At 64.2% G+C, this 19,921-nt stretch carries 18 protein-coding genes; 11 read left to right on the top strand and 7 right to left on the bottom strand.

What is annotated here, in order from left to right:
- Positions 1-35: 35 nt before the first annotated feature.
- From LT948_RS17615 to LT948_RS17605, 3 genes are all read right to left on the bottom strand, one after another.
- A complete protein-coding gene (locus tag LT948_RS17615; RefSeq protein ID WP_033995366.1) occupies positions 36-2,063 on the bottom strand; it encodes a c-type cytochrome in 2,028 nt (675 codons plus the stop codon).
- Between the two features lie 342 nt (positions 2,064-2,405).
- Positions 2,406-2,630, bottom strand: coding sequence for a PA4570 family protein (locus LT948_RS17610; protein ID WP_003094765.1), 225 nt, complete (start codon positions 2,628-2,630; stop codon positions 2,406-2,408).
- A 137-nt stretch (positions 2,631-2,767) separates the two neighbouring features.
- Complete coding sequence (locus LT948_RS17605; protein ID WP_003094763.1) at positions 2,768-3,736, bottom strand: polyprenyl synthetase family protein; 969 nt, start codon at positions 3,734-3,736, stop codon at positions 2,768-2,770.
- A gap of 240 nt (positions 3,737-3,976) precedes the next feature.
- Between LT948_RS17605 and rplU the strand changes: the two genes are divergently transcribed.
- The 5 genes from rplU (at position 3,977) to LT948_RS17580 (ending at position 7,596) form a co-directional block, all read left to right on the top strand.
- Positions 3,977-4,288, top strand: coding sequence for a 50S ribosomal protein L21 (gene rplU, locus LT948_RS17600; RefSeq protein WP_003094761.1), 312 nt, complete (start codon positions 3,977-3,979; stop codon positions 4,286-4,288).
- 23 nt (positions 4,289-4,311) lie between these two features.
- Entirely contained in the window at positions 4,312-4,569 is a 258-nt protein-coding gene (rpmA, locus tag LT948_RS17595) for a 50S ribosomal protein L27 (RefSeq protein ID WP_003094760.1), read from the top strand.
- Between the two features lie 141 nt (positions 4,570-4,710).
- The gene (gene cgtA / locus LT948_RS17590) at positions 4,711-5,931 is read left to right on the top strand and encodes an Obg family GTPase CgtA (protein WP_003094758.1); all 1,221 of its coding nucleotides are present in this window, start codon (positions 4,711-4,713) and stop codon (positions 5,929-5,931) included.
- Between the two features lie 70 nt (positions 5,932-6,001).
- Positions 6,002-7,120, top strand: coding sequence for a glutamate 5-kinase (gene proB, locus LT948_RS17585; RefSeq protein ID WP_003094756.1), 1,119 nt, complete (start codon positions 6,002-6,004; stop codon positions 7,118-7,120).
- A gap of 11 nt (positions 7,121-7,131) precedes the next feature.
- The gene (locus LT948_RS17580; RefSeq protein ID WP_003094746.1) at positions 7,132-7,596 is read left to right on the top strand and encodes a CreA family protein; all 465 of its coding nucleotides are present in this window, start codon (positions 7,132-7,134) and stop codon (positions 7,594-7,596) included.
- 66 nt (positions 7,597-7,662) lie between these two features.
- On the opposite strand, the gene rpsT is transcribed toward LT948_RS17580, so the two are convergent.
- Positions 7,663-7,938, bottom strand: a complete 276-nt coding sequence (gene rpsT, locus LT948_RS17575; RefSeq protein ID WP_003094744.1) for a 30S ribosomal protein S20 — start codon at positions 7,936-7,938, stop codon at positions 7,663-7,665.
- 283 nt (positions 7,939-8,221) lie between these two features.
- Here rpsT and murJ point away from each other — a divergent pair, with 283 nt between their 5' ends.
- The 6 genes from murJ (at position 8,222) to ispH (ending at position 15,615) form a co-directional block, all read left to right on the top strand.
- Positions 8,222-9,760, top strand: coding sequence for a murein biosynthesis integral membrane protein MurJ (murJ, locus tag LT948_RS17570; RefSeq protein WP_003102622.1), 1,539 nt, complete (start codon positions 8,222-8,224; stop codon positions 9,758-9,760).
- Between the two features lie 96 nt (positions 9,761-9,856).
- Positions 9,857-10,795, top strand: a complete 939-nt coding sequence (gene ribF / locus LT948_RS17565) for a bifunctional riboflavin kinase/FAD synthetase (protein ID WP_023092937.1) — start codon at positions 9,857-9,859, stop codon at positions 10,793-10,795.
- A gap of 23 nt (positions 10,796-10,818) precedes the next feature.
- Positions 10,819-13,650 (top strand): isoleucine--tRNA ligase, encoded by a 2,832-nt coding sequence (ileS, locus tag LT948_RS17560; protein WP_023092936.1) that lies wholly within the window; start codon positions 10,819-10,821, stop codon positions 13,648-13,650.
- Positions 13,643-14,152 (top strand): signal peptidase II, encoded by a 510-nt coding sequence (gene lspA / locus LT948_RS17555; protein ID WP_003094728.1) that lies wholly within the window; start codon positions 13,643-13,645, stop codon positions 14,150-14,152. Before ileS ends, lspA begins: the two co-directional genes overlap by 8 nt.
- Positions 14,145-14,585 (top strand): FKBP-type peptidyl-prolyl cis-trans isomerase, encoded by a 441-nt coding sequence (gene fkpB, locus LT948_RS17550; protein WP_003094726.1) that lies wholly within the window; start codon positions 14,145-14,147, stop codon positions 14,583-14,585. The genes lspA and fkpB overlap by 8 nt, the downstream gene beginning before the upstream one ends.
- An 85-nt stretch (positions 14,586-14,670) precedes the next feature.
- Positions 14,671-15,615 (top strand): 4-hydroxy-3-methylbut-2-enyl diphosphate reductase, encoded by a 945-nt coding sequence (gene ispH / locus LT948_RS17545; protein WP_003094724.1) that lies wholly within the window; start codon positions 14,671-14,673, stop codon positions 15,613-15,615.
- A gap of 46 nt (positions 15,616-15,661) precedes the next feature.
- On the opposite strand, the gene pilE is transcribed toward ispH, so the two are convergent.
- From pilE to pilY1, 3 genes are read right to left on the bottom strand one after another with little or no spacing between them, the layout of a single operon-like run.
- Positions 15,662-16,087 carry a type 4a pilus minor pilin PilE gene (gene pilE, locus LT948_RS17540; protein WP_003094721.1) on the bottom strand — a complete coding sequence of 142 codons (426 nt, stop codon included), beginning with the start codon at positions 16,085-16,087 and terminating at the stop codon, positions 15,662-15,664.
- Positions 16,084-16,431, bottom strand: coding sequence for a type 4a fimbrial biogenesis protein PilY2 (pilY2, locus tag LT948_RS17535; protein ID WP_023098087.1), 348 nt, complete (start codon positions 16,429-16,431; stop codon positions 16,084-16,086). Before pilY2 ends, pilE begins: the two co-directional genes overlap by 4 nt.
- Position 16,432: 1 nt before the next feature.
- Positions 16,433-19,918: a type 4a pilus biogenesis protein PilY1 gene (gene pilY1 / locus LT948_RS17530; protein WP_003134937.1), complete on the bottom strand. Its 3,486-nt coding sequence runs from the start codon at positions 19,916-19,918 to the stop codon at positions 16,433-16,435.
- Positions 19,919-19,921: the final 3 nt, after the last annotated feature.

Raw genomic sequence — 19,921 nt, 5'->3', positions numbered from 1 at the left:
GTCGACGCATCGACGGGGCGTTTTTCATTGCGGCATCAGTAGCGGGCATCCAGCGGACGCTTGTCCTTCGGCCAGTCCTTGATCTTGTCCGGGAAGTCCGGGCGCGGCTGGTGCGAAAAGTACTCCGCGACGTCCACTGCGTCCTGGTCGCTGAGGCCGCCCTGGCCGAGCGGGAAGCGTTCCTGGAAGCCGATCGGCATGTTGTGCTTGACGAAGGCGGCAGCGGTGAAGGTCCGCGCCATGCCGGCGCCGATATTGAACGACTCGTCGCCCCACAGCGGTGGGAAGAGCATCTCGCCGGCGCTGTTCCTCAGCCCCTCGCCATTCTCGCCATGACACACCGCGCATTGTCGGGCGTAGACCTTGCGGCCGTTCTCCGGGTCGGGCTTCAGCGCCGGGTCGACCTTGCCGACGCCGCGGCCGGCGACCTTGTCCTGCGGCCGGGTGTTGTTCTTCATCCAGTCGAAGTAGGCCACCATCGCCTGCATGTCGGCAGAGTCCGGCGGCAGAGGCTTACCGTTCATCGAGCGCCGGAAGCAGCCGTTGATGCGCTCCTCCAGGCCGATGACCTTTCCCGCCCGGGGCGCGTAGCTGGGGAAGAACGCCGAGACGCCGACGAAGGGCGAGCCGTCGGCTACGGTTCCGGCGTTCAGATGGCAACTGGTGCAGTTCAACTGGTTGCCGACGTTCGCCGGCAGCAGCTCGCGGGTCTCCAGGTGCAGGCGCATGCCGCGTACCACCTGTTCGGCGTTCGGCGCCGCGAGCATGTCCGCCAGGCGTGGAGAGACGAAGGTCGAGGCCGGGCCGTTGCCGGCCTCGATCTGCTGGCGCAGTTTCTTCACCTGGCCGGCATCGATCGACGAACCCTGGTTGCCCCAACTGCTGCGGACGAAGCTGAGGATTTCGGCGATTTCGCGGTCTTCCAGCTGGGCGAAGCCGGGCATGGTGTAGACCCGCGAGTGGGTTGCGGTCTCCGCGGTTTTCCAGCCGGTAAGGGTGATATGCAGTAGCGTGCTCGGGTTGGCCGAAGCGACCGTGGGGTTGCCGGCCAGCGGCGGGAACATACCCGGGACGCCGCTGCCGTCCTTGCGGTGGCAGTCGGAGCAGAACTGCGCGTAGCCGAGACCGCCCCGCGAGCTGTACAGGTCGACCGGTGCTGCCAGTGGGCGTTCGCTGTCGGGCATGGGCAGGTCGTCCTTGCCGGCCGGCAGGGACTTCAGGTAGCTGGCGATGGCCAGCAGATCGTCGTCGCTGAAGTGCTGGGTGCTGTGGTGGATGACATCGGTCATGCTGCCGGACACCGTGGCGAAGCGGTTCTGCCCGGTCTTCAGCAACTGCACGGTGTCCTCCACCGTCCACAGGTTGCGCAGGCTCAGCGCTTGCCATTGTTCGACGGTTTCGCCGGCGAGGTAGAACTGCCCGGAACGACCGGCTTCGCTCATGGCTTTTTCCTGGAAGGCGATGCCGCGCGGAGTATGGCAGGCGCCGCAGTGGCCGAGCCCCTGTACCAGGTAGGCGCCGCGGTTGATCGCCGGGTCCGCGTCGCTGGAGGGCGTGAACGGCGCGTCGTCGAGGAACGCCCAGTTCCACAGCGACAGGCCCCAGCGCTGGTTGAACGGCCAGCTCATCGCGCTCGGCGTATTCGCCTGGGTGACGGGTTGCACGCCGTGCATCAGGTAGGCGTACAGCGCACGCATGTCTTCTTCGCTGATCTTGGCGTAGGACGGGTAGGGCATCGCCGGATAGAGATTCACTCCCTCGGCGGTCACCCCCTTGCGCATGGCGCGGTCGAACTCTTCGAAGCTGTAGCGGCCGATGCCGGTCTCCCGGTCGGGAGTGATGTTGGTCGAGTAGATGGTACCCATTGGAGTCTTCAGCTCCAGGCCGCCGGCCATCGGCGCGCCCTGCGGGCCGGTATGGCAGGCGATGCAGTCGCCGAGCTGGGCCACGTAGCGGCCTTTTTCGATGAGCGCAGCGTCCGTGGTCGGTTCGCTGGCATGGAGCAGGGGAACGATGGAGCACAGCGCGCCGAGCAAGCCGAGGCGCGGGAAAGAAGCAGGCATTTCCTCATCCTTAGGCGTAGGCCTGGGGCGGTCCCCTCGGCCACGGTCCATTCTTTTTTTCGTTATGCGGCCGTCGACAGGACGACGGTCACGCCGCTGTTGTAACGGCTTTCAGGCGAGGTCGGCTTGATGTGGATCAGGCAGGAATCCCTATCGCAGCGAGGGGCTGCCGGCGTGCTCGGGCGAGGCGTTGCGGAAAGACCGGGACATGAGGAAAGTGACTCCGGGAAGGTCGTCCGTGACCTTCCCGGAACCGGCCGGAGGCGCCTTTGCCTCCGTTCGTGCGATCCGCCTCCCGGGCAGCGGCGCACGGATGACGCGTCCTGGCGTCATCGCAAAGGCTCAGCGCAGGGCGCGGGCGTAGCAGAAGAGGAACAGGTTGCGTACCAGCTCCTTGAGGATCAGCGGTTCGCTCGAGTTCAACTCGTGCAGGTCCAGGCCGCCCTGGTCACGCAGTTCGTCCAGCGCGTCTTCTTCCAGGACTGCGCAGATTTCCCCGGTTTCCCGGTGCAGGATCCGCAGGTAGGGGTGTGGCCGATCAAGCCAGGCATCGATCAAATAAGTCATGGCGCTCATCTCCGTGACAAGACTGTGAGATGAGAATAATTCTTATTATCGTAATAGCAAGTCTTGATCGTGCCTTTCGTCGCAAAACGAAAACGCCGCCGTGAAAACGGCGGCGTTCGTCACAAGTCGAGCCCGGTTCAGTGGGTACGGGCGACAGCGAATTCGCTGAGTTCGACCAGGGCGGAGCGGTATTCGTTGTCCGGCAGCGTATCCAGGCAGGCGATGGCGCGGGCGGCGTAGTCGCGGGCGAGGTTGGCGGTATAGTCCAAGGCGCCGGCAGCCTCGACGGCGGCACAGACGCTCTCCAGGTCCTGGCTGCCACCTTGCTGGATGGCCTTGCGTACCAGCGCGGCCTGCTCCTCGGTGCCGTCGCGCATGGTGACGATCAGCGGTAGGGTGGGCTTGCCTTCGGCGAGGTCGTCGCCGACGTTCTTGCCGAGGGTCGCGGCGTCGCCGCGGTAGTCGAGCAGGTCGTCCACCAGCTGGAAGGCGATTCCCAGGTAGTCGCCGAAGCGGCGCAGTGCCTCGGACTGTTCCTCGCCGGCCTGGCACAGCGCGGCGGCGCTGTGGGTCGAGGCCTCGAAAAGCATCGCGGTCTTGCCGCGGATCACTTCCATGTAGGTCTCTTCGGTAGTGCTGGCGTCGCGTACCTTGGACAATTGCAGCACTTCGCCCTCGGCGATCACCCGGGTGGCCTGGGATATGATGCGCATGACCGGCATGGAACCCAGCTCGACCATCATTTCGAAGGAGCGGGCATAAAGGAAGTCGCCTACCAGCACGCTCGGCGCGTTGCCCCACAGGGCATTGGCGGTGGAGCGGCCGCGGCGCAGGCCGGAGGCGTCGACGACGTCGTCGTGCAGCAGAGTGGAGGTGTGCAGGAATTCGATGGTGGCGGCCAGCAGGCAGAGGTCGTCGCCCTTGTAGCCCAGGGTTTTGCCGGCGAGCAGGACCAGCAGCGGGCGCAGGCGCTTGCCGCCGGCGGAGATGATGTAGTCGCCGATCTTTTCCACCAGGGGAACGCGGGAGGTGAGTTGGCGACGGATGATCCCGTCGACGGCGGTGAAATCTTCCGCCACCACGCGGTAGAAGGCCTGGGGTTGCATCAGTGACAATAGCTCCACAAAGATTGCGCGGCATGCTAGGTGGCAGGGGGGGGACTGTCAAGGAAAGGCCCGTGGCACTTGCCTCGGCCTGGACCTTTCCGTACAATCGCGGGCCCTGAACTTCCTTGGCATACCCTGCCTTACGCAATTGCACGGGCGTCCGATCCGACCCCATGCAGCCATGCCGGCCGATTCCTACTTCTATAAAGCGTCGGGTGAGCAGGTTTAACGGAGATACACATGTACGCAGTGATTGTTACCGGTGGCAAGCAGCACAAAGTCACCGAAGGCGAATTCCTCAAGGTCGAGAAACTCGACGTCGCTACCGGCGAAGCGATCGATTTCGACCGCGTCCTGCTGGTTGCCAATGGCGAAGACGTGAAAATCGGCCTGCCGGTCGTCGAAGGTGCGAAGGTTACCGCTGAAGTGGTTTCCCACGGCCGTCACGACAAGGTCCGCATCATCAAGTTCCGCCGTCGTAAGCACCACATGAAGCGTCAGGGCCACCGCCAGTGGTTCACTGAAATCAAGATCACCGGCATTCAGGCCTAATTCCTTTCTGGAGGATATGACTCATGGCACACAAAAAAGCTGGCGGTTCTACCCGCAACGGCCGCGACTCAGAAAGTAAACGCCTTGGCGTGAAACTGTTCGGCGGCCAGGCTGTAAAGGCTGGCAACATCCTGGTTCGTCAGCGCGGCACCAAATTCCACGCCGGTTACGGCGTTGGCCTGGGCAAGGACCACACCCTGTTCGCGAAAGTGGACGGCGTGGTCAAGTTTGAGACCAAAGGCGCCTTTGGTCGCAAATACGTGAGCATCGTTGCTGCCTAAGCAATAGCTCGCTGAAAAAGCCCTGTCTCGCGACGGGGCTTTTTTGTTTCTGCGCCGGCTTCCGGCCATGCCCTGCTTTCGGGGCATCCTGTATCCTATGTTTTTTTCTGTTAACCCGCCCTCGTGGTGGGAGGCATATCCATGAAATTCGTCGATGAAGTATCAATCCACGTGAAAGCCGGTGACGGCGGCAATGGCCTCATGAGCTTTCGTCGCGAGAAGTTCATCGAAAAGGGCGGTCCCAACGGCGGCGACGGTGGCGACGGCGGTTCCATCTACCTGGAAGCCGACGTCAACCTGAACACCCTGGTCGACTATCGCTACACCCGCCGTTTCGATGCCCAGCGCGGCGAGAACGGCGGCAGCAAGGACTGCACCGGGGCCAAGGGCGACGACCTGATCCTGCCGGTGCCGGTCGGTACCACCGTGATCGACGCCAATACCCAGGAAATCATCGGCGACCTGACCGAGCCCGGTCAGCGGCTGATGGTCGCGCAGGGCGGCTGGCACGGCCTCGGTAACACCCGTTTCAAATCCAGTACCAATCGGGCGCCGCGCCAGACCACCCCGGGCAAGCCGGGTGAGGCGCGCGACCTCAAGCTGGAACTGAAGGTGCTGGCCGACGTCGGCCTGCTGGGACTGCCGAATGCCGGCAAGAGCACTTTCATCCGTGCAGTGTCCGCGGCCAAGCCGAAGGTGGCCGACTATCCGTTCACCACCCTGGTGCCGAACCTCGGCGTGGTCAGCGTCGGTCGCTACAAGAGCTTCGTGGTCGCCGACATTCCCGGCCTGATCGAAGGTGCCGCCGAAGGCGCCGGGCTGGGCATCCGCTTCCTCAAGCATCTGGCGCGGACCCGTATCCTCCTGCATCTGGTGGATATGGCGCCGCTGGACGAAAGCGATCCGGCCGATGCCGCCGAGGTCATCGTTCGCGAGCTGGGTCGCTTCAGTCCGGCGCTGACCGAGCGTGAGCGCTGGCTGGTGCTGAACAAGATGGACCAGATCCTCGATCCGGCCGAGCGCGAGGCGCGCAAGCAGGCGGTGATCGAGCGGTTGGGCTGGGAAGGCCCGGTCTATGTGATCTCCGCCCTGGAGCGCGATGGCACCGAGGCGCTCAGCCAGGACATCATGCGCTATCTCGACGAGCGTACCCTGCGCCTGGAAGAAGATCCGCAGTATGCCGAGGAGCTGGCCGAACTCGACCGGCGTATCGAGGACGAGGCGCGGGCCCGTCTGCAGGCGCTGGACGATGCGCGCGCGCTGCGGCGTTCGGGGCTGAAGAACGCCGGTGCGGTGGATGACGATGATTTCGATGATGAGGAAGACGACGGCGACGGTCCGGAGATCTTCTACGTTCCCTGATGGCGTGATACCCCGCCGGGCGGGCCGGCGGGGCTGAAGAGTCGAAGCCTGGGCTTCTAAGGTTGAGGGTATGCGGGACAAGGTGACTGGCGCGCGGCGCTGGGTGGTGAAGATCGGTAGCGCCCTGCTGACGGCCGATGGCCGTGGGCTGGATCGCAATGCCATGGCCGTTTGGGTCGAGCAGATGGTGGCGCTGCATTGCGCCGGCATCGAGCTGGTGCTGGTGTCGTCCGGCGCCGTCGCCGCCGGTATGAGCCGCCTGGGCTGGGTGTCCCGACCTAGCGCGATGCACGAACTCCAGGCCGCCGCCTCGGTGGGACAGATGGGGTTGGTGCAGGCCTGGGAGTCCAGCTTCGCCCTGCATGGCCTGCAGACTGCCCAGGTGTTGCTGACCCATGACGACCTCTCCGACCGCAAGCGCTACCTGAACGCCCGCAGCACCCTGCGGACCCTGGTCGAGCTGGGCGTGGTCCCGGTGATCAACGAGAACGACACGGTGGTCACCGACGAGATCCGCTTCGGCGACAACGACACCCTGGCGGCACTGGTGGCCAACCTGGTCGAGGCCGACCTGCTGGTGATCCTTACCGATCGCGACGGTATGTTCGACGCTGATCCGCGCAACAATCCCGATGCCCAACTGATCTACGAGGCGCGTGCCGACGATCCGCAGCTCGATGCGGTGGCCGGCGGCAGTGCCGGCGCCCTGGGGCGCGGCGGAATGCAGACCAAGCTGCGGGCGGCGCGCCTGGCGGCGCGTTCCGGCGGGCATACGGTGATCGTCGGTGGGCGTATCGAGCGTGTCCTCGACCGCCTGCGCGCCGGCGAACGCCTCGGCACCCTGTTGACTCCTGATCGCAGTCGCAAGGCGGCGCGCAAGCAATGGCTGGCCGGCCACTTGCAGATGCGCGGCACCCTGGTGCTGGATGATGGGGCGGTGAAGGCGGTGAGCCAGGATCACAAGAGCCTGTTGCCGGTTGGGGTCAAGGCGGTCCAGGGCAGCTTCCGTCGCGGCGAGATGGTGGTCTGTGTGGACCAGGGCGGGCGCGAAGTGGCGCGCGGCCTGGTCAACTACAGTGCGCTGGAGGCGCAGAAGATCCTCGGTCAGCCGACGGATGCCATCGAGGCCTTGCTCGGCTACGTGGATGGGCCGGAGCTGGTGCATCGCGACAATCTGGTTCTGGTCTGAGGAGAGGGCGAATGCGCAAGCTCGCGGGGTTGCTGGGTGGTCTGCTGCTGTTGCCGGCGCTTGCCGGGGCGGAGGAGATCGGCGAGGTTTCCACGGTGTTCAAGTGGGTCGGGCCGAACGACAAGATTGTCGTCGAGGCTTTCGACGATCCCAAGGTGCAGGGTGTGACCTGCTATCTGTCGCGCGCCAAGACCGGTGGGGTCAAGGGCGGCCTGGGGCTGGCGGAGGATCGCGCCGAGGCGTCGATCGCCTGTCGCCAGGTGGGGCCGATCCAGTTCAGTGGCGAACTCAAGGATGGCGAAGAGGTGTTCAAGCAGCGCACTTCGCTGGTGTTCAAAAGCATGCAGGTGGTGCGCTTCTTCGATCGCAAGCGCAATGCCTTGGTCTATCTGGTCTACAGCGACCGGGTGATCGAAGGTAGTCCGCAGAACGCGGTGACGGCGATTCCCCTCATGCCCTGGCCGACCGCTCGCTGAGGCGAGCGAGTCGCGGGCAATAAAAAACCGGCCATTGGCCGGTTTTTTATTCGAGCAAGGCGTGCCTTAGGCGGCAGCGGTGCTGAGGGCCTTGATGTGGCCGCTCAGACGGCTCTTGTGACGAGCAGCCTTGTTCTTGTGGATGATGCCTTTGTCAGCCATGCGGTCGATCACCGGTACAGCGGCGGTGAAGGCGGCCTGGGCTTTTTCCAGGTCCTTGGCGTCGATGGCTTTCACGACGTTCTTGATGTAGGTGCGCACCATGGAGCGCAGGCTGGCGTTGTGGCTGCGACGCTTCTCAGCCTGTTTGGCGCGTTTTTTGGCGGAAGGTGTGTTGGCCACCGTCGAGCTCCTCGAAAAAAACTGGGTAAATAGCGAACAAATTAAGGCCGCGAATAATGCCGTCGCCTCCAGGGGTTGTCAAGGGGCTGCGCATGCGGCCGGAAAGATCGGCGACGGATGTCGCCTGCTTTCTTGCGGGTGATTTATTCCGGCGCGCATTCTACACTCGGCGCGCCCTTGCGGACCGCCGTTCGGCGGCGAGGGCGCACTCGCGCGATGAACCGGCCCGGCCGGTCGCGGTCTTGGACAGGATCAATTTCGACATGCCGGCAGCCCGACATCCATGAATCTTCTCAAATCATTGGCGGCGGTGAGTTCCATCACCATGCTGTCGCGGGTCCTCGGCTTCGTCCGCGATACCATCCTGGCGCGGATCTTCGGTGCCGGCCTCGCCACCGACGCCTTTTTCGTCGCCTTCAAGCTGCCTAACCTGTTGCGGCGGATCTTCGCCGAGGGGGCGTTTTCCCAGGCTTTCGTGCCGATCCTGGCAGAGTACAAGAACCAGCAGGGCGAGGAGGCGACGCGGACCTTCATCGCCTACGTTTCCGGCTTGCTCACGCTGGTGCTGGCGCTGGTCACGGCGCTCGGCATCCTCGCCGCACCCTGGGTTATCTGGGTCACCGCGCCGGGCTTCGCCGATACCCCGGAAAAGTTCGCCCTGACCACCGACCTGCTGCGGGTGACCTTTCCTTATATATTGCTGATCTCGCTGTCGTCCCTCGCCGGCGCGATCCTCAACACCTGGAACCGCTTCTCGGTGCCGGCCTTCGTGCCGACCCTGCTGAACGTCGCAATGATCGGCTTCGCGCTGTTCCTCACGCCTTATTTCGATCCGCCGGTCATGGTGCTGGGCTGGGCGGTGCTGGCCGGCGGCCTGTTGCAGCTCCTCTATCAACTGCCGCACCTGAGGAAGATCGGCATGCTCGTGCTGCCGCGCCTGAACCTCAGGGACAGCGGCGTCTGGCGGGTGATGAAGCTGATGCTGCCGGCGATCCTGGGGGTCTCGGTGAGCCAGATCTCGCTGATCATCAACACCATCTTCGCCTCGTTCCTGGCAGCCGGTTCGGTGTCCTGGATGTACTACGCCGACCGCCTGATGGAGCTGCCTTCCGGCGTATTGGGCGTGGCGCTGGGGACGATCCTCCTGCCGATGCTGGCGAAGACCTATTCGAACAAGGATCGCCATGAGTACTCGCGCCTGCTCGACTGGGGCCTGCGCCTGTGCTTCCTGCTGGTGCTGCCCTGTTCGCTGGCCCTGGCGATCCTCGCCGAACCTCTGACCGTCTCGCTGTTCCAGTACGGCAAGTTCACCACGGTGGACGCGGCGATGACCCAGCGCGCGCTGGTGGCCTACTCCGTCGGCCTGCTCGGCATCATCCTGGTCAAGGTTCTGGCGCCGGGCTTCTATGCCCAGCAGAACATCCGTACGCCTGTGAAGATCGCGCTCTTCACCCTGGTTTCCACCCAACTGATGAACCTGGCCTTCATCGGCCCGCTTCAGCATGCCGGCCTGGCCCTGTCCATCGGCCTGGCCGCCTGCCTGAATGCCGGGCTGCTCTACTGGCAACTGCGCAAGCAGCGTCTGTACCTGCCGCAACCGGGCTGGGCGAAGTTCCTGGTCAAGCTGGTGGTCGCGGTGCTGGCGATGTCGGCGGTGCTGCTGGCCACGATGCACTGGCTGCCGGCCTGGGAGCAGGGCGCCATGCTGGAGCGATTCCTGCGCCTCGGCCTGCTGGTGGTTGCCGGTCTCCTGGCCTATTTCGGTATGCTCGCGCTGCTGGGTTTCCGCCTGCGCGACTTTTCCCGTCGGGCGGTGCTGTGAAGCGCGTCCGGGCTGGCGGCGGGATCATGCCGTTTTGCCTGTTGTCCGGCGCCCGGTACGCGTATAATCGACCACTTTCTGAGCAATAAGCGTGCTATGCAGCTGCTTCGCGGACTACACAACCTGCAGCCCCTGGCCGGGGGCTGCGTCGCCACCATCGGTAACTTCGACGGCGTCCACCTCGGGCACCAGGCTATCCTGGCGCGTCTGCGCGAGCGCTCGCTGGAGCTGGGCGTACCCAGCTGCGTGGTGATTTTCGAGCCGCAGCCGCGCGAGTTCTTCTCCCCCGATTCGGCGCCGGTGCGTCTGACCCGCCTGCGCGAGAAACTCGAGTTGCTGCGTGGGCAGGGCGTCGACGTGGTGCTCTGCCTGGCCTTCAACCGCCGCTTGCGCGAGCTGTCGGCAGCCGAGTTCGTCCGCCAGGTCCTGGTCGATGGACTGGCGGTGCGGCACCTGGAAGTGGGCGACGATTTCCGTTTCGGCTGCGACCGCTCCGGTGACTTCGCCTTCCTGGTGAACGCCAGTCGCGAGCAGGGGTTCACCGTCGAGGCGGCCGCCACCGTCGAACTGGACGGCGTGCGGGTGAGCAGCACGCGGGTCCGCCAGGCCCTGGCCGAGGGCGACCTGCATCTCGCCGAGCGCCTTCTGGGGCGTCCCTTCAGCCTGAGCGGACGGGTCCTGCATGGACAGAAACTCGGCCGGCAACTGGGCTCGCCCACGGCCAACATTCAACTGAAACGGCGCAAGGCGCCGTTGAACGGGGTCTACCTGGTCAGTACGCTGGTCGATGGCCAGCGTTGCCAGGGGGTGGCGAACATCGGCACCCGCCCTTCGGTGAACGGCGACGGCCGTCCCCATCTGGAAGTGCACCTGTTCGATTTCGCCGGCGATCTATACGGCCGGCATCTGCAGGTGACCTTCCACCAGAAGCTGCGCGACGAGCAGCGTTTTGCCTCCCTGGAGGCACTCAAGGCGGCGATTCTCGCGGATATCGCCGCCGCCCGGGCCTACTGGCTGGGCCAACCGCTTGATTGAAGAGATCCTGAACAGGCCCTGAGATGACCGACTACAAAGCGACGCTAAACCTTCCGGAAACCGCCTTCCCAATGAAAGCCGGCCTGCCCCAGCGCGAGCCGGAAACCCTGAAGTTCTGGAACGACATCGGTCTGTACCAGAAGCTGCGGGCCATTGGCGGCGACCGTCCGAAGTTCGTCCTGCACGATGGCCCTCCGTACGCCAACGGCAGCATTCACATCGGTCACGCGGTCAACAAGATTCTCAAGGACATCATTGTCCGCTCCAAGACCCTGGCGGGCTACGACGCGCCCTATGTGCCGGGCTGGGATTGCCACGGCCTGCCCATCGAGCACAAGGTCGAGACCACCCACGGCAAGAATCTTCCGGCGGACAAGACCCGCGAACTGTGCCGCGAATACGCGGCCGAGCAGATCGAAGGGCAGAGGGCCGACTTCATCCGCCTGGGCGTGCTCGGCGAGTGGGACAACCCCTACAAGACCATGAATTTCGCCAACGAGGCGAACGAAATCCGCGCCCTCGCGGAAATGGTCAAGCAGGACTTCGTGTTCAAGGGCCTGAAGCCGGTCAACTGGTGCTTCGACTGTGGTTCGGCGCTGGCCGAGGCCGAGGTCGAGTACGCCGACAAGAAGTCGCCGACCATCGACGTCGGCTTCCCGGTGGCGGATGCCGACAAGCTGGCCGCGGCCTTCGGCCTGGCGGCCCTGGACAAGCCGGCGCAGATCGTCATCTGGACCACCACGCCCTGGACCATCCCGGCCAACCAGGCGCTGAACGTGCATCCGGAGATCGACTACGCGCTGGTCGATGCCGGCGATCGCTACCTGGTGCTGGCCGAGGCCCTGGTCGAGTCCTGCCTGGCGCGCTACCAGCGCGAGGGCAAGGTGGTCGCCACCGCCAAGGGCGAGGCGCTGGAACTGATCAACTTCCGCCATCCGTTCTACGAGCGCCTGTCGCCGGTCTACCTGGCCGACTACGTGGCCCTCGATGCCGGCACCGGTATCGTCCACTCGTCGCCGGCCTACGGCGAAGACGACTTCTATACCTGCAAGCGCTACGGGATGAGCAACGACGACATCCTCAGCCCGGTGCAGAGCAACGGCGTCTACGTCGACTCGTTGCCGTTCTTCGGCGGCCAGTTCATCTGGAAGGCCAACCCCAACGTGGTGGCCAAGCTGGAAGAGGTCGGTAGCCTGCTGGCCCACGAAACCATCAATCACAGCTACATGCACTGCTGGCGGCACAAGACGCCGCTGATCTATCGCGCCACCGCGCAGTGGTTCGTCGGCATGGACAAGCAGCCCAGGCAGGGTGCTTCCCTGCGCGAGCGAGCGCTGGAAGCCATCACCCAGACCGAATTTGTCCCGGGCTGGGGCCAGGCGCGCCTGCACGGAATGATCGCCGGGCGTCCCGACTGGTGCATCTCGCGCCAGCGCAACTGGGGCGTACCGATCCCGTTCTTCCTGCACAAGGCCAGCGGCGAACTGCATCCACGCACCGTCGAGCTGATGGAAGAGGTCGCGCAGCGAGTCGAGAAGGAAGGCATCGAAGCCTGGTTCAAGCTCGACGCCGCCGAGTTGCTCGGCGAGGAGGCCGCGCAGTACGACAAGATCAACGACACCCTGGACGTCTGGTTCGACTCCGGCACCACCCACTGGCACGTGCTGCGTGGTTCCCACCGGATCGGCCATGCCAGCGGCCCGGTCGCCGATCTCTACCTGGAAGGTTCCGACCAGCACCGCGGCTGGTTCCACTCCTCGCTGCTGACCGGCTGCGCGATCGACAACCATGCGCCGTACCGCCAGTTGCTGACCCACGGTTTCACCGTCGACGAGTCCGGCCGCAAGATGTCCAAGTCACTGGGCAATACCGTGGTGCCGCAGACCGTCATCGATACCCTGGGCGCCGACATCCTGCGCCTGTGGGTAGCCTCGACCGATTACTCGGGCGAGATCGCGGTATCCCAGCAGATTCTCCAGCGCAGCGCCGATGCCTACCGGCGGATCCGCAATACCACGCGCTTCCTGCTGTCCAACCTGAACGGTTTCGATCCGGCCACGGATCTGCTGCCGCCCCAGGAAATGCTGGCCCTGGATCGCTGGGCGGTCGATCGCGCCCTGCTCTTGCAGCGCGAGATCGAAGAGGCGTACCGCGAGTACCGCTTCTGGAACGTCTATTCCAAGGTGCACAACTTCTGCGTACAGGAGCTGGGCGGGTTCTACCTGGACATCATCAAGGATCGCCAGTACACCACCGGCGCCAACAGCGTCGCCCGGCGCTCCTGCCAGACCGCACTGTTCCACATCGCCGAGGCCCTCGTACGCTGGATCGCCCCGATCCTGGCGTTCACCGCCGAGGAAGTCTGGAAGTTCCTGCCCGGCGAGCGCGCCGAGTCGGTAATGCTCGCCACCTGGTACGACGGCCTCAGCGAACTGCCGGCCGACGTGACGCTGAATCGCCAGTACTGGGAGCAGGTCATGGCGGTGAAGGCCGCGGTCAACAAGGAGCTGGAGAACCAGCGCGCGGCCAAGGCCGTGGGCGGCAACCTGCAGGCCGAGGTCACCCTGTATGCGGAAGACGCGCTGCAGGCCCAATTGGCCAAGCTGGGCAACGAGCTACGCTTCGTCCTGATCACCTCGACCGCGACCCTGGCGCCGCTGTCGGCGGCTCCGGCCGACGCGGTGGACAGCGAAGTCGCCGGCCTCAAGCTGAAAGTGGTCAAGTCGACCCACGCCAAGTGCGGTCGTTGCTGGCACCATCGCGAGGACGTCGGTCAGCACGCTGCGCATCCTGACCTGTGTGGTCGCTGCATCGAGAACATCGAAGGCAGCGGCGAGGTTCGCCACTATGCCTGAGGTCGATCGTTTCGGGCGCTTGCCCTGGCTGTGGATCACCGTGCTGGTGTTCGTCCTCGACCAGCTCAGCAAGGCGTTCTTCCAGGCCGAACTGAGCATGTACCAGCAGATCGTGGTGATCCCCGATTTGTTCAGTTGGACCCTGGCCTACAACACCGGTGCTGCCTTCAGCTTCCTGGCCGACAGCTCGGGCTGGCAGCGCTGGCTGTTCGCCCTGATCGCCATCGTCGTCAGCGCGATCCTGGTGGTCTGGCTGAAACGCCTGAAGAAAGGCGAGACCTGGTTGGCCATCGCCCTGGCGCTGGTGCTCGGTGGCGCCCTGGGCAACCTCTACGACCGCATGGTTCTTGGCCACGTGGTGGACTTCATCCTGGTGCACTGGCAGAACCGCTGGTACTTCCCGGCGTTCAACCTGGCCGATAGCGCCATCACCGTCGGCGCCGTCATGCTGGCGCTCGACATGTTCAGATCGAAGAAATCCGGAGAAGCCGCCCATGGCTGAGTCGACCCGCATTGGCCAGGAGAGCCGCGTCACCCTGCATTTCGCCCTCAAGCTGGAGGACGGCAACGTCGTCGACAGCACCTTCGACAAGCAGCCGGCCTCGTTCAAGGTCGGCGACGGCAACCTGCTGCCGGGCTTCGAACAGGCGCTGTTCGGCTTGAAGACCGGCGACAAGCGGACCCTGACCATTCTTCCCGAGCAGGGTTTCGGCCAGCCGAATCCGCAGAACGTGCAGATCATGCCGCGCGACCAGTTCCAGGACATGGAGCTGGCCGAGGGCCTGCTGGTGATCTTCAACGACGCGGCCAAGACCGAACTGCCGGGCGTGGTCAAGGCGTTCGATGAGCAGCAGGTGACCGTCGACTTCAATCATCCGCTGGCCGGCAAGACCCTGGCCTTCGAAGTCGAGATCATTGACGTCCAGCCGGCCTGAACCGTCGGTCGCTGCGCCCTTCCCAAGCGGGGAGGGCGGTAGCAAGGTTCATTCGTCCAATCACCGCGTCGCCCACGAGACCGCCATGCAAATCAAACTCGCCAATCCCCGCGGCTTCTGCGCCGGCGTGGATCGCGCCATCGAGATCGTCAACCGTGCCCTCGATGTCTTCGGCCCGCCGATCTACGTGCGTCACGAGGTGGTGCACAACAAGTTCGTCGTGGACAACCTGCGCCAGCGCGGCGCCATCTTCGTCGAGGAACTCGATCAGGTGCCGGACAACGTCATCGTCATCTTCAGCGCCCACGGCGTTTCCCAGGCGGTCCGCAAGGAAGCCGAGGGGCGCGGCCTGAAGGTTTTCGACGCGACCTGCCCGCTGGTGACCAAGGTGCACATGGAAGTGGTGCGCTACAGCCGCGACGGCCACGAATGCGTGCTGATCGGGCATGAAGGGCACCCCGAGGTGGAAGGCACCATGGGCCAGTACGATGCCAGCAACGGCGGTGCCATCTACCTGGTGGAGGACGAGGCCGACGTCGCCGCGCTGGAGGTGCGCAAGCCCGAAGCCCTGCACTACGTGACCCAGACCACCCTGTCGATGGACGACACCTCGAAGGTCATCGATGCCCTGCGCGCCAAGTTCCCGCAGATCCAGGGGCCGCGCAAGAACGACATCTGCTATGCCACCCAGAACCGCCAGGATGCCGTGAAGGAACTGGCCGACCAGTGCGACATGGTCCTGGTGGTGGGCAGCCCCAACAGTTCCAACTCCAACCGCCTGCGCGAACTCGCCGAGCGGATGGGCACGCCGGCCTACCTGATCGACGGTGCCGAGGACATGCAACGCGGCTGGTTCGACGGTGTGCGTCGCATCGGAATCACCGCAGGCGCTTCCGCGCCGGAAGTGCTGGTGCGCGGAGTGATCGCCCAGCTACGTGAGTGGGGGGCGTCGGAAGAGCAGGAACTGGAGGGACGGGAGGAGAACATTACCTTCTCGATGCCCAAGGAACTGCGGGTCAAGGCTTTGTGAACCGTGCGCAATGAAAGAGCCCCTCTCGTAGAGGGGCTCTTTCGTTTCAGCGCCAGCAGTCGTTGACGGTGCTGTTGTTGCCGGTCTTGCCGGCTGCGCCGCGTTCGCCGAGCTGATTGAGCGTCAGCTTGCCGCAGGTCTTGTCGCGGGTCTGCGAGTTGATCGGCGTGGCGGTCAGGGTATAGGTGGTGCTGGTGGGCGTCGCTATGGTGAGGTTGTACAGGTTGTTCGGCGAGTTGGCCGAACTCATGCCCAGTTTGGCCACGTCCTTGGTGTAGCCGACCCCAGGGTTCTGCGAGTAGTAGCGTTCCTGGCGCGCGGCCGCGTCCGAGAGCAGGGCCTGGCCCTCGGTGCGGTTGGAGCGGATCACGTAGTTCTGGTAACTGGGAATGGCGATGCCGAGGAGGATGCCGATCACCGCCACTACCACCACCATTTCCAGCAGCGTGAAGCCCTTCTGTCTTGTCCTCATCGGGGCTGTTCCTCCTCGTCCTGGCGGGGCTGTTCTTTCTCGATCATCTCGGCCAGCTCCTGTTCGCTCATCTGTTTGTGAATGTAGATATCGGTGATGGTGGACCACGGCTGGCTGACGGTGCCAGAGTAGGACACCACGGAGCCCGGCTTGACCTGGAACAGGCTGGGCATGCCGTTCCTGACGGTGCTGTTGGGCAGGCGATAGAGCCGGTGGTCGATGTCCACCAGGTTCTTCTCGACCTGGACTTCGAAGACCACGCCAGCGCCTTCGAAGGTCTGGGGCTCTTCGGCCCAGCAGAGTCCGGGAACGGCCAGGGCCAGCAGCATAGGCAGCACTTTCATATCAGTTCTTTCCTTCGATGGGTCGCCAGTTCTGGCGGCCACGGGTGTTCGGACCGGGGTTCACGGTCAGGCATTCGCCCGAGGAGCAGACTTCCGGATTGCCCTGTTCGTTGGTGCTCAGCGTCAAGCCTCCCAGGCCTTTCTGCTCGGTACCGGATACCGCGACGTTCTGCTTGTTGTAGCTGTAGTCGGATTTCGAGTCCACGACGCCCTGGCGTGCCAGGTCGAACACGGTGAAGCTGGTGCGACCGCCGGTATAGGGATCGAGGCCATAGGTCCAGTTGCTGGCGCCGTCGGCACAGGGGTCATCGTTCGGGGTGATGGTTTGCAGCAGCACCACCTGGCCGATGGCGATCATGTCCTCGATCAGCATCTCGCCCTTCAGGGTGCCGTTGACCATGAAGTCCAGATACCAGCCGGACTGCTTGGTGCTGCCGTCATTGTTCAGCCAGTTGACCGGGTTCTGACTGGCGATGCGAATGGTGCGAGCGGTCGAGGCGAAGGTCGAGTCGGCCTGCAGGTCCAGGGTCTGCTGCTGCAGGTTGCCGCGCGTCAGTCGGGGTGTGCTGCCCGCGGCTTCGCCCTTGGTCTGCTGGTCCCAGATGCCGTAGAGCGTCTGGGCGCGGCTGGTATCGGCCCGGGCGTCGGCGTTCTCGAAATACTTGCCGGTGCCGAAGATCACGATGTAGCCCTTGCGTGTCGGATGGCGAACCAGCGAGGGCGCGGCGGTGATCGCCTGCGCCGCGCCGGCGGAGTCGACCGCCGAATAGAGCGGTTGGCCACCGAAAGACACCCTGAAGCTCGAGGCTACCGCCGGGCCGTCGTTGGCTCGGCTGAACGGATCGTCCTGGTTGACCTTGCCGGCGATCAGGTCGAAGCGCCAGAGATTGCCTTGCAGGTCGCCGGCGTAGGCGTAGTCGGCTACGCCGTCGCTGTTGTTGTCTGCCAGGCGAGGGCTGGATAGACCGTTGGGTACGCCGGTCCTGCCGGTGACTTCCAGTTTGCGGGTGATGGCCCCGGTTTCCAGGTCGATGATCAGCAGCGCGGCCTTGTCGTTCAGGCTGGAATAACCGTTTCCGGTAACCACGGCCCACTTGCCGTTGTGCAGCCGGGCGACCGTGGGTTTGGGGAAGCTGTAGCCCAGGTCGGGCTCCTGGTCCACGCCGATTTCCCAGAGCAGCTTGATGTTGGCGGGGTCGGTCACGTCGAGGGCGAACAGGCCCTTGCCGCCGGCACGCAGGCTGCCGATCAGCACGGTGTGCCAGGCGCCGCCGAAGAAGGCGTCGGCGACCACCGGCGAGCCGTCGACGTAGAACTGGTGGGCGCCGCCCTGGTAGCCGCGGGCGGTCAACTTGTGGAGTTTCTCGAAGACCGCGCTTGGGATGAAGGCGAAGGTCTCGTTACCGTCGGTATCGAAACCGTGCAGCATGCCGTCGTTGGCGCCGACGTATACCCGCGGGGCACGGGTTTTCTGTGCTTCTGCGAACGTGGAGTAGTTGCCGCTGGGCTCGATCGGCTGGGCCAGGTAGGTCAGGTACTGGGCCTTGCCGACCGTCGCCGGCGAGGAGTTGATGATATCGCCGAGGATCGAGTTGCGGGTGCGGAAGTTGTCGCTGTTCTCCTTGCTGCGATCGCCACGCAGGAAGGCCACGCGATCCTGGCCCTTGGTGTCGGCGACATCGTTGCGGTCCGGATCGCGGTTCAACTGCCGCTTCTGGTCGGCGCTGAGGCTGCCCCAGGTGAACTCCTTGAGGCCCGAGGTACCGGATCCGGCCATCATGATCTTGCGGCCAGCTCCACCGTTGGGCATCGCGTCGAGGATGCTCTGCGCGCTCCACAGCTTGGTCTGCACGGTGGCCTTGTCCTGGGTGGTCAGGCTGTAGCGGGTCAGGTCGCCAGCCCAGTTCTTGTCGCTGGCGAAGCTGGTCTGGTAGGCGAAGCGGGTCAGCTTGTCGCCAGTGTCGTCTTCCTGCAGGGACGAGCTGATGGCGGGGCGGGATGCCGGCAGGTCCTTGCCCGAAATTCGGTTGAGGATGTCCTGGAAGGCCGCGACCAGTTGGTCCGGCGAGTCGGCGCTGAAGAACTCGCCCCGGGAGTTCACTGCGGCGTGCCACAGATCGTAGACGTTGTTGGGGTCGTTGTTCGACGCGCGGGGCCAGCTCAGGTTGCCAGCCACGATATCGTTGTAGCCACCGGAAAAGGTGGAGCCTTCCCATCTCGGACTGGTGAGGCTGGTGGTCAGGCCCAGGCCCAGGGTGTAGGTCACCATGTGTTGCCAGGTCGCCGGATCGTTGCGCGGATTCCAGTACTCCGCCGAGGGATTGGCCTGGTCCGGGTAGGGAATGTACGGCTTGATGTTGTCGTCGATATCCGGCCGGGCATCGGTGGCCCAGTAATGGAAGGCCTGGTCGGCCAGGGTATTGGACGTACCGTCCCTGTAGGGTGTCTGGCTGCTATAGCTCTTCCCATCGGGGAGGTTACGAGCGGTGCTGTCGGCATTGCCTACGCTGGCCGAGTCGTTGTTCCAGAGACCGTCGGTCATCAGGATATGATAGCTGCCCCGGCAGCTGTACTCGGGCGCGGTCTGAGTCCCTGGGCGATAAGCATAGGGACCGTTGACGCCAGTCTTCTTGAGAAACTCGCCTGCCCGGGTCATCGCCTGGCGCAGTGGCGTACCACCATTGACCGAAAGATTTTCCAGCCAGTTGAAGAAGTTCACCCGATGTTGACCAGTGAAGTCTCTCAGGTAGTTGTTGTAGCAGTTGCTGGAACCGCTGCCGATCTGGCAGTAGGAGTTGTTCAGCAACTGCCAACTGATCCGCGCATTTTCCGGCAGACTATAAAAGGCTAGGTTGGCGGCGGTCTGGGTAGCCAGGGCGCGGGTACGGTAGAAGGAATACCAGTTGGCAAAGTTCTGTTGCTGGTCTGCTCCGACAATATCTACACGCTTGTAACAGGATTCGTTGGTCGAGGAGCAACCGGAGCCCGAGTATTGGTAGTAGAATGCGAGTCGAGAGCTGTGCATGCTGGACTCGCTGCCCGCACTCGAGCCGCCACTGTAGGAAATAGTTGGCCGGTAGTAGCGGGACAGATCCACTTGGCCCTGTTGGGTGAATCCATTGCGCCACGCTGCGGTGAAACTCGGCTTCGGATAGTCTTGGACCTGAATCTGGCCGTTGGAGAGGGTTACTTTCTTCGGCAGTTTGTACCGCGTATTCGGGTCGTAGTACATCGGGTTGAAGCTGTTCGACGCGAAGAACGTATCGTTCCCATATCTGGAAATGCTGTCTGGCGCATAGGCGAACGCCATACTGCCCGAGTCGTCGAGAGTCACCAGCATGTTCGGGGCGACGCCCTGAATCAGCATCAGCGGCTGCTGGCTGACCGACAGGGCGGCGGCGTGGGTGGTCTGGGCGGAGAGCAGGACGGCGCCGCTGAGCGCGGCTGCCAGCGAGGTCTTGCCGATCTGGTGGAGTGCCGATTTCATGCG

Origin of the sequence: Pseudomonas sp. CP-1 (assembly GCF_021213715.1) — a bacterium.
GTDB classification, from domain to species: domain Bacteria; phylum Pseudomonadota; class Gammaproteobacteria; order Pseudomonadales; family Pseudomonadaceae; genus Pseudomonas; species Pseudomonas aeruginosa.
This window is presented reverse-complemented; position numbering and strand designations above follow the sequence as displayed.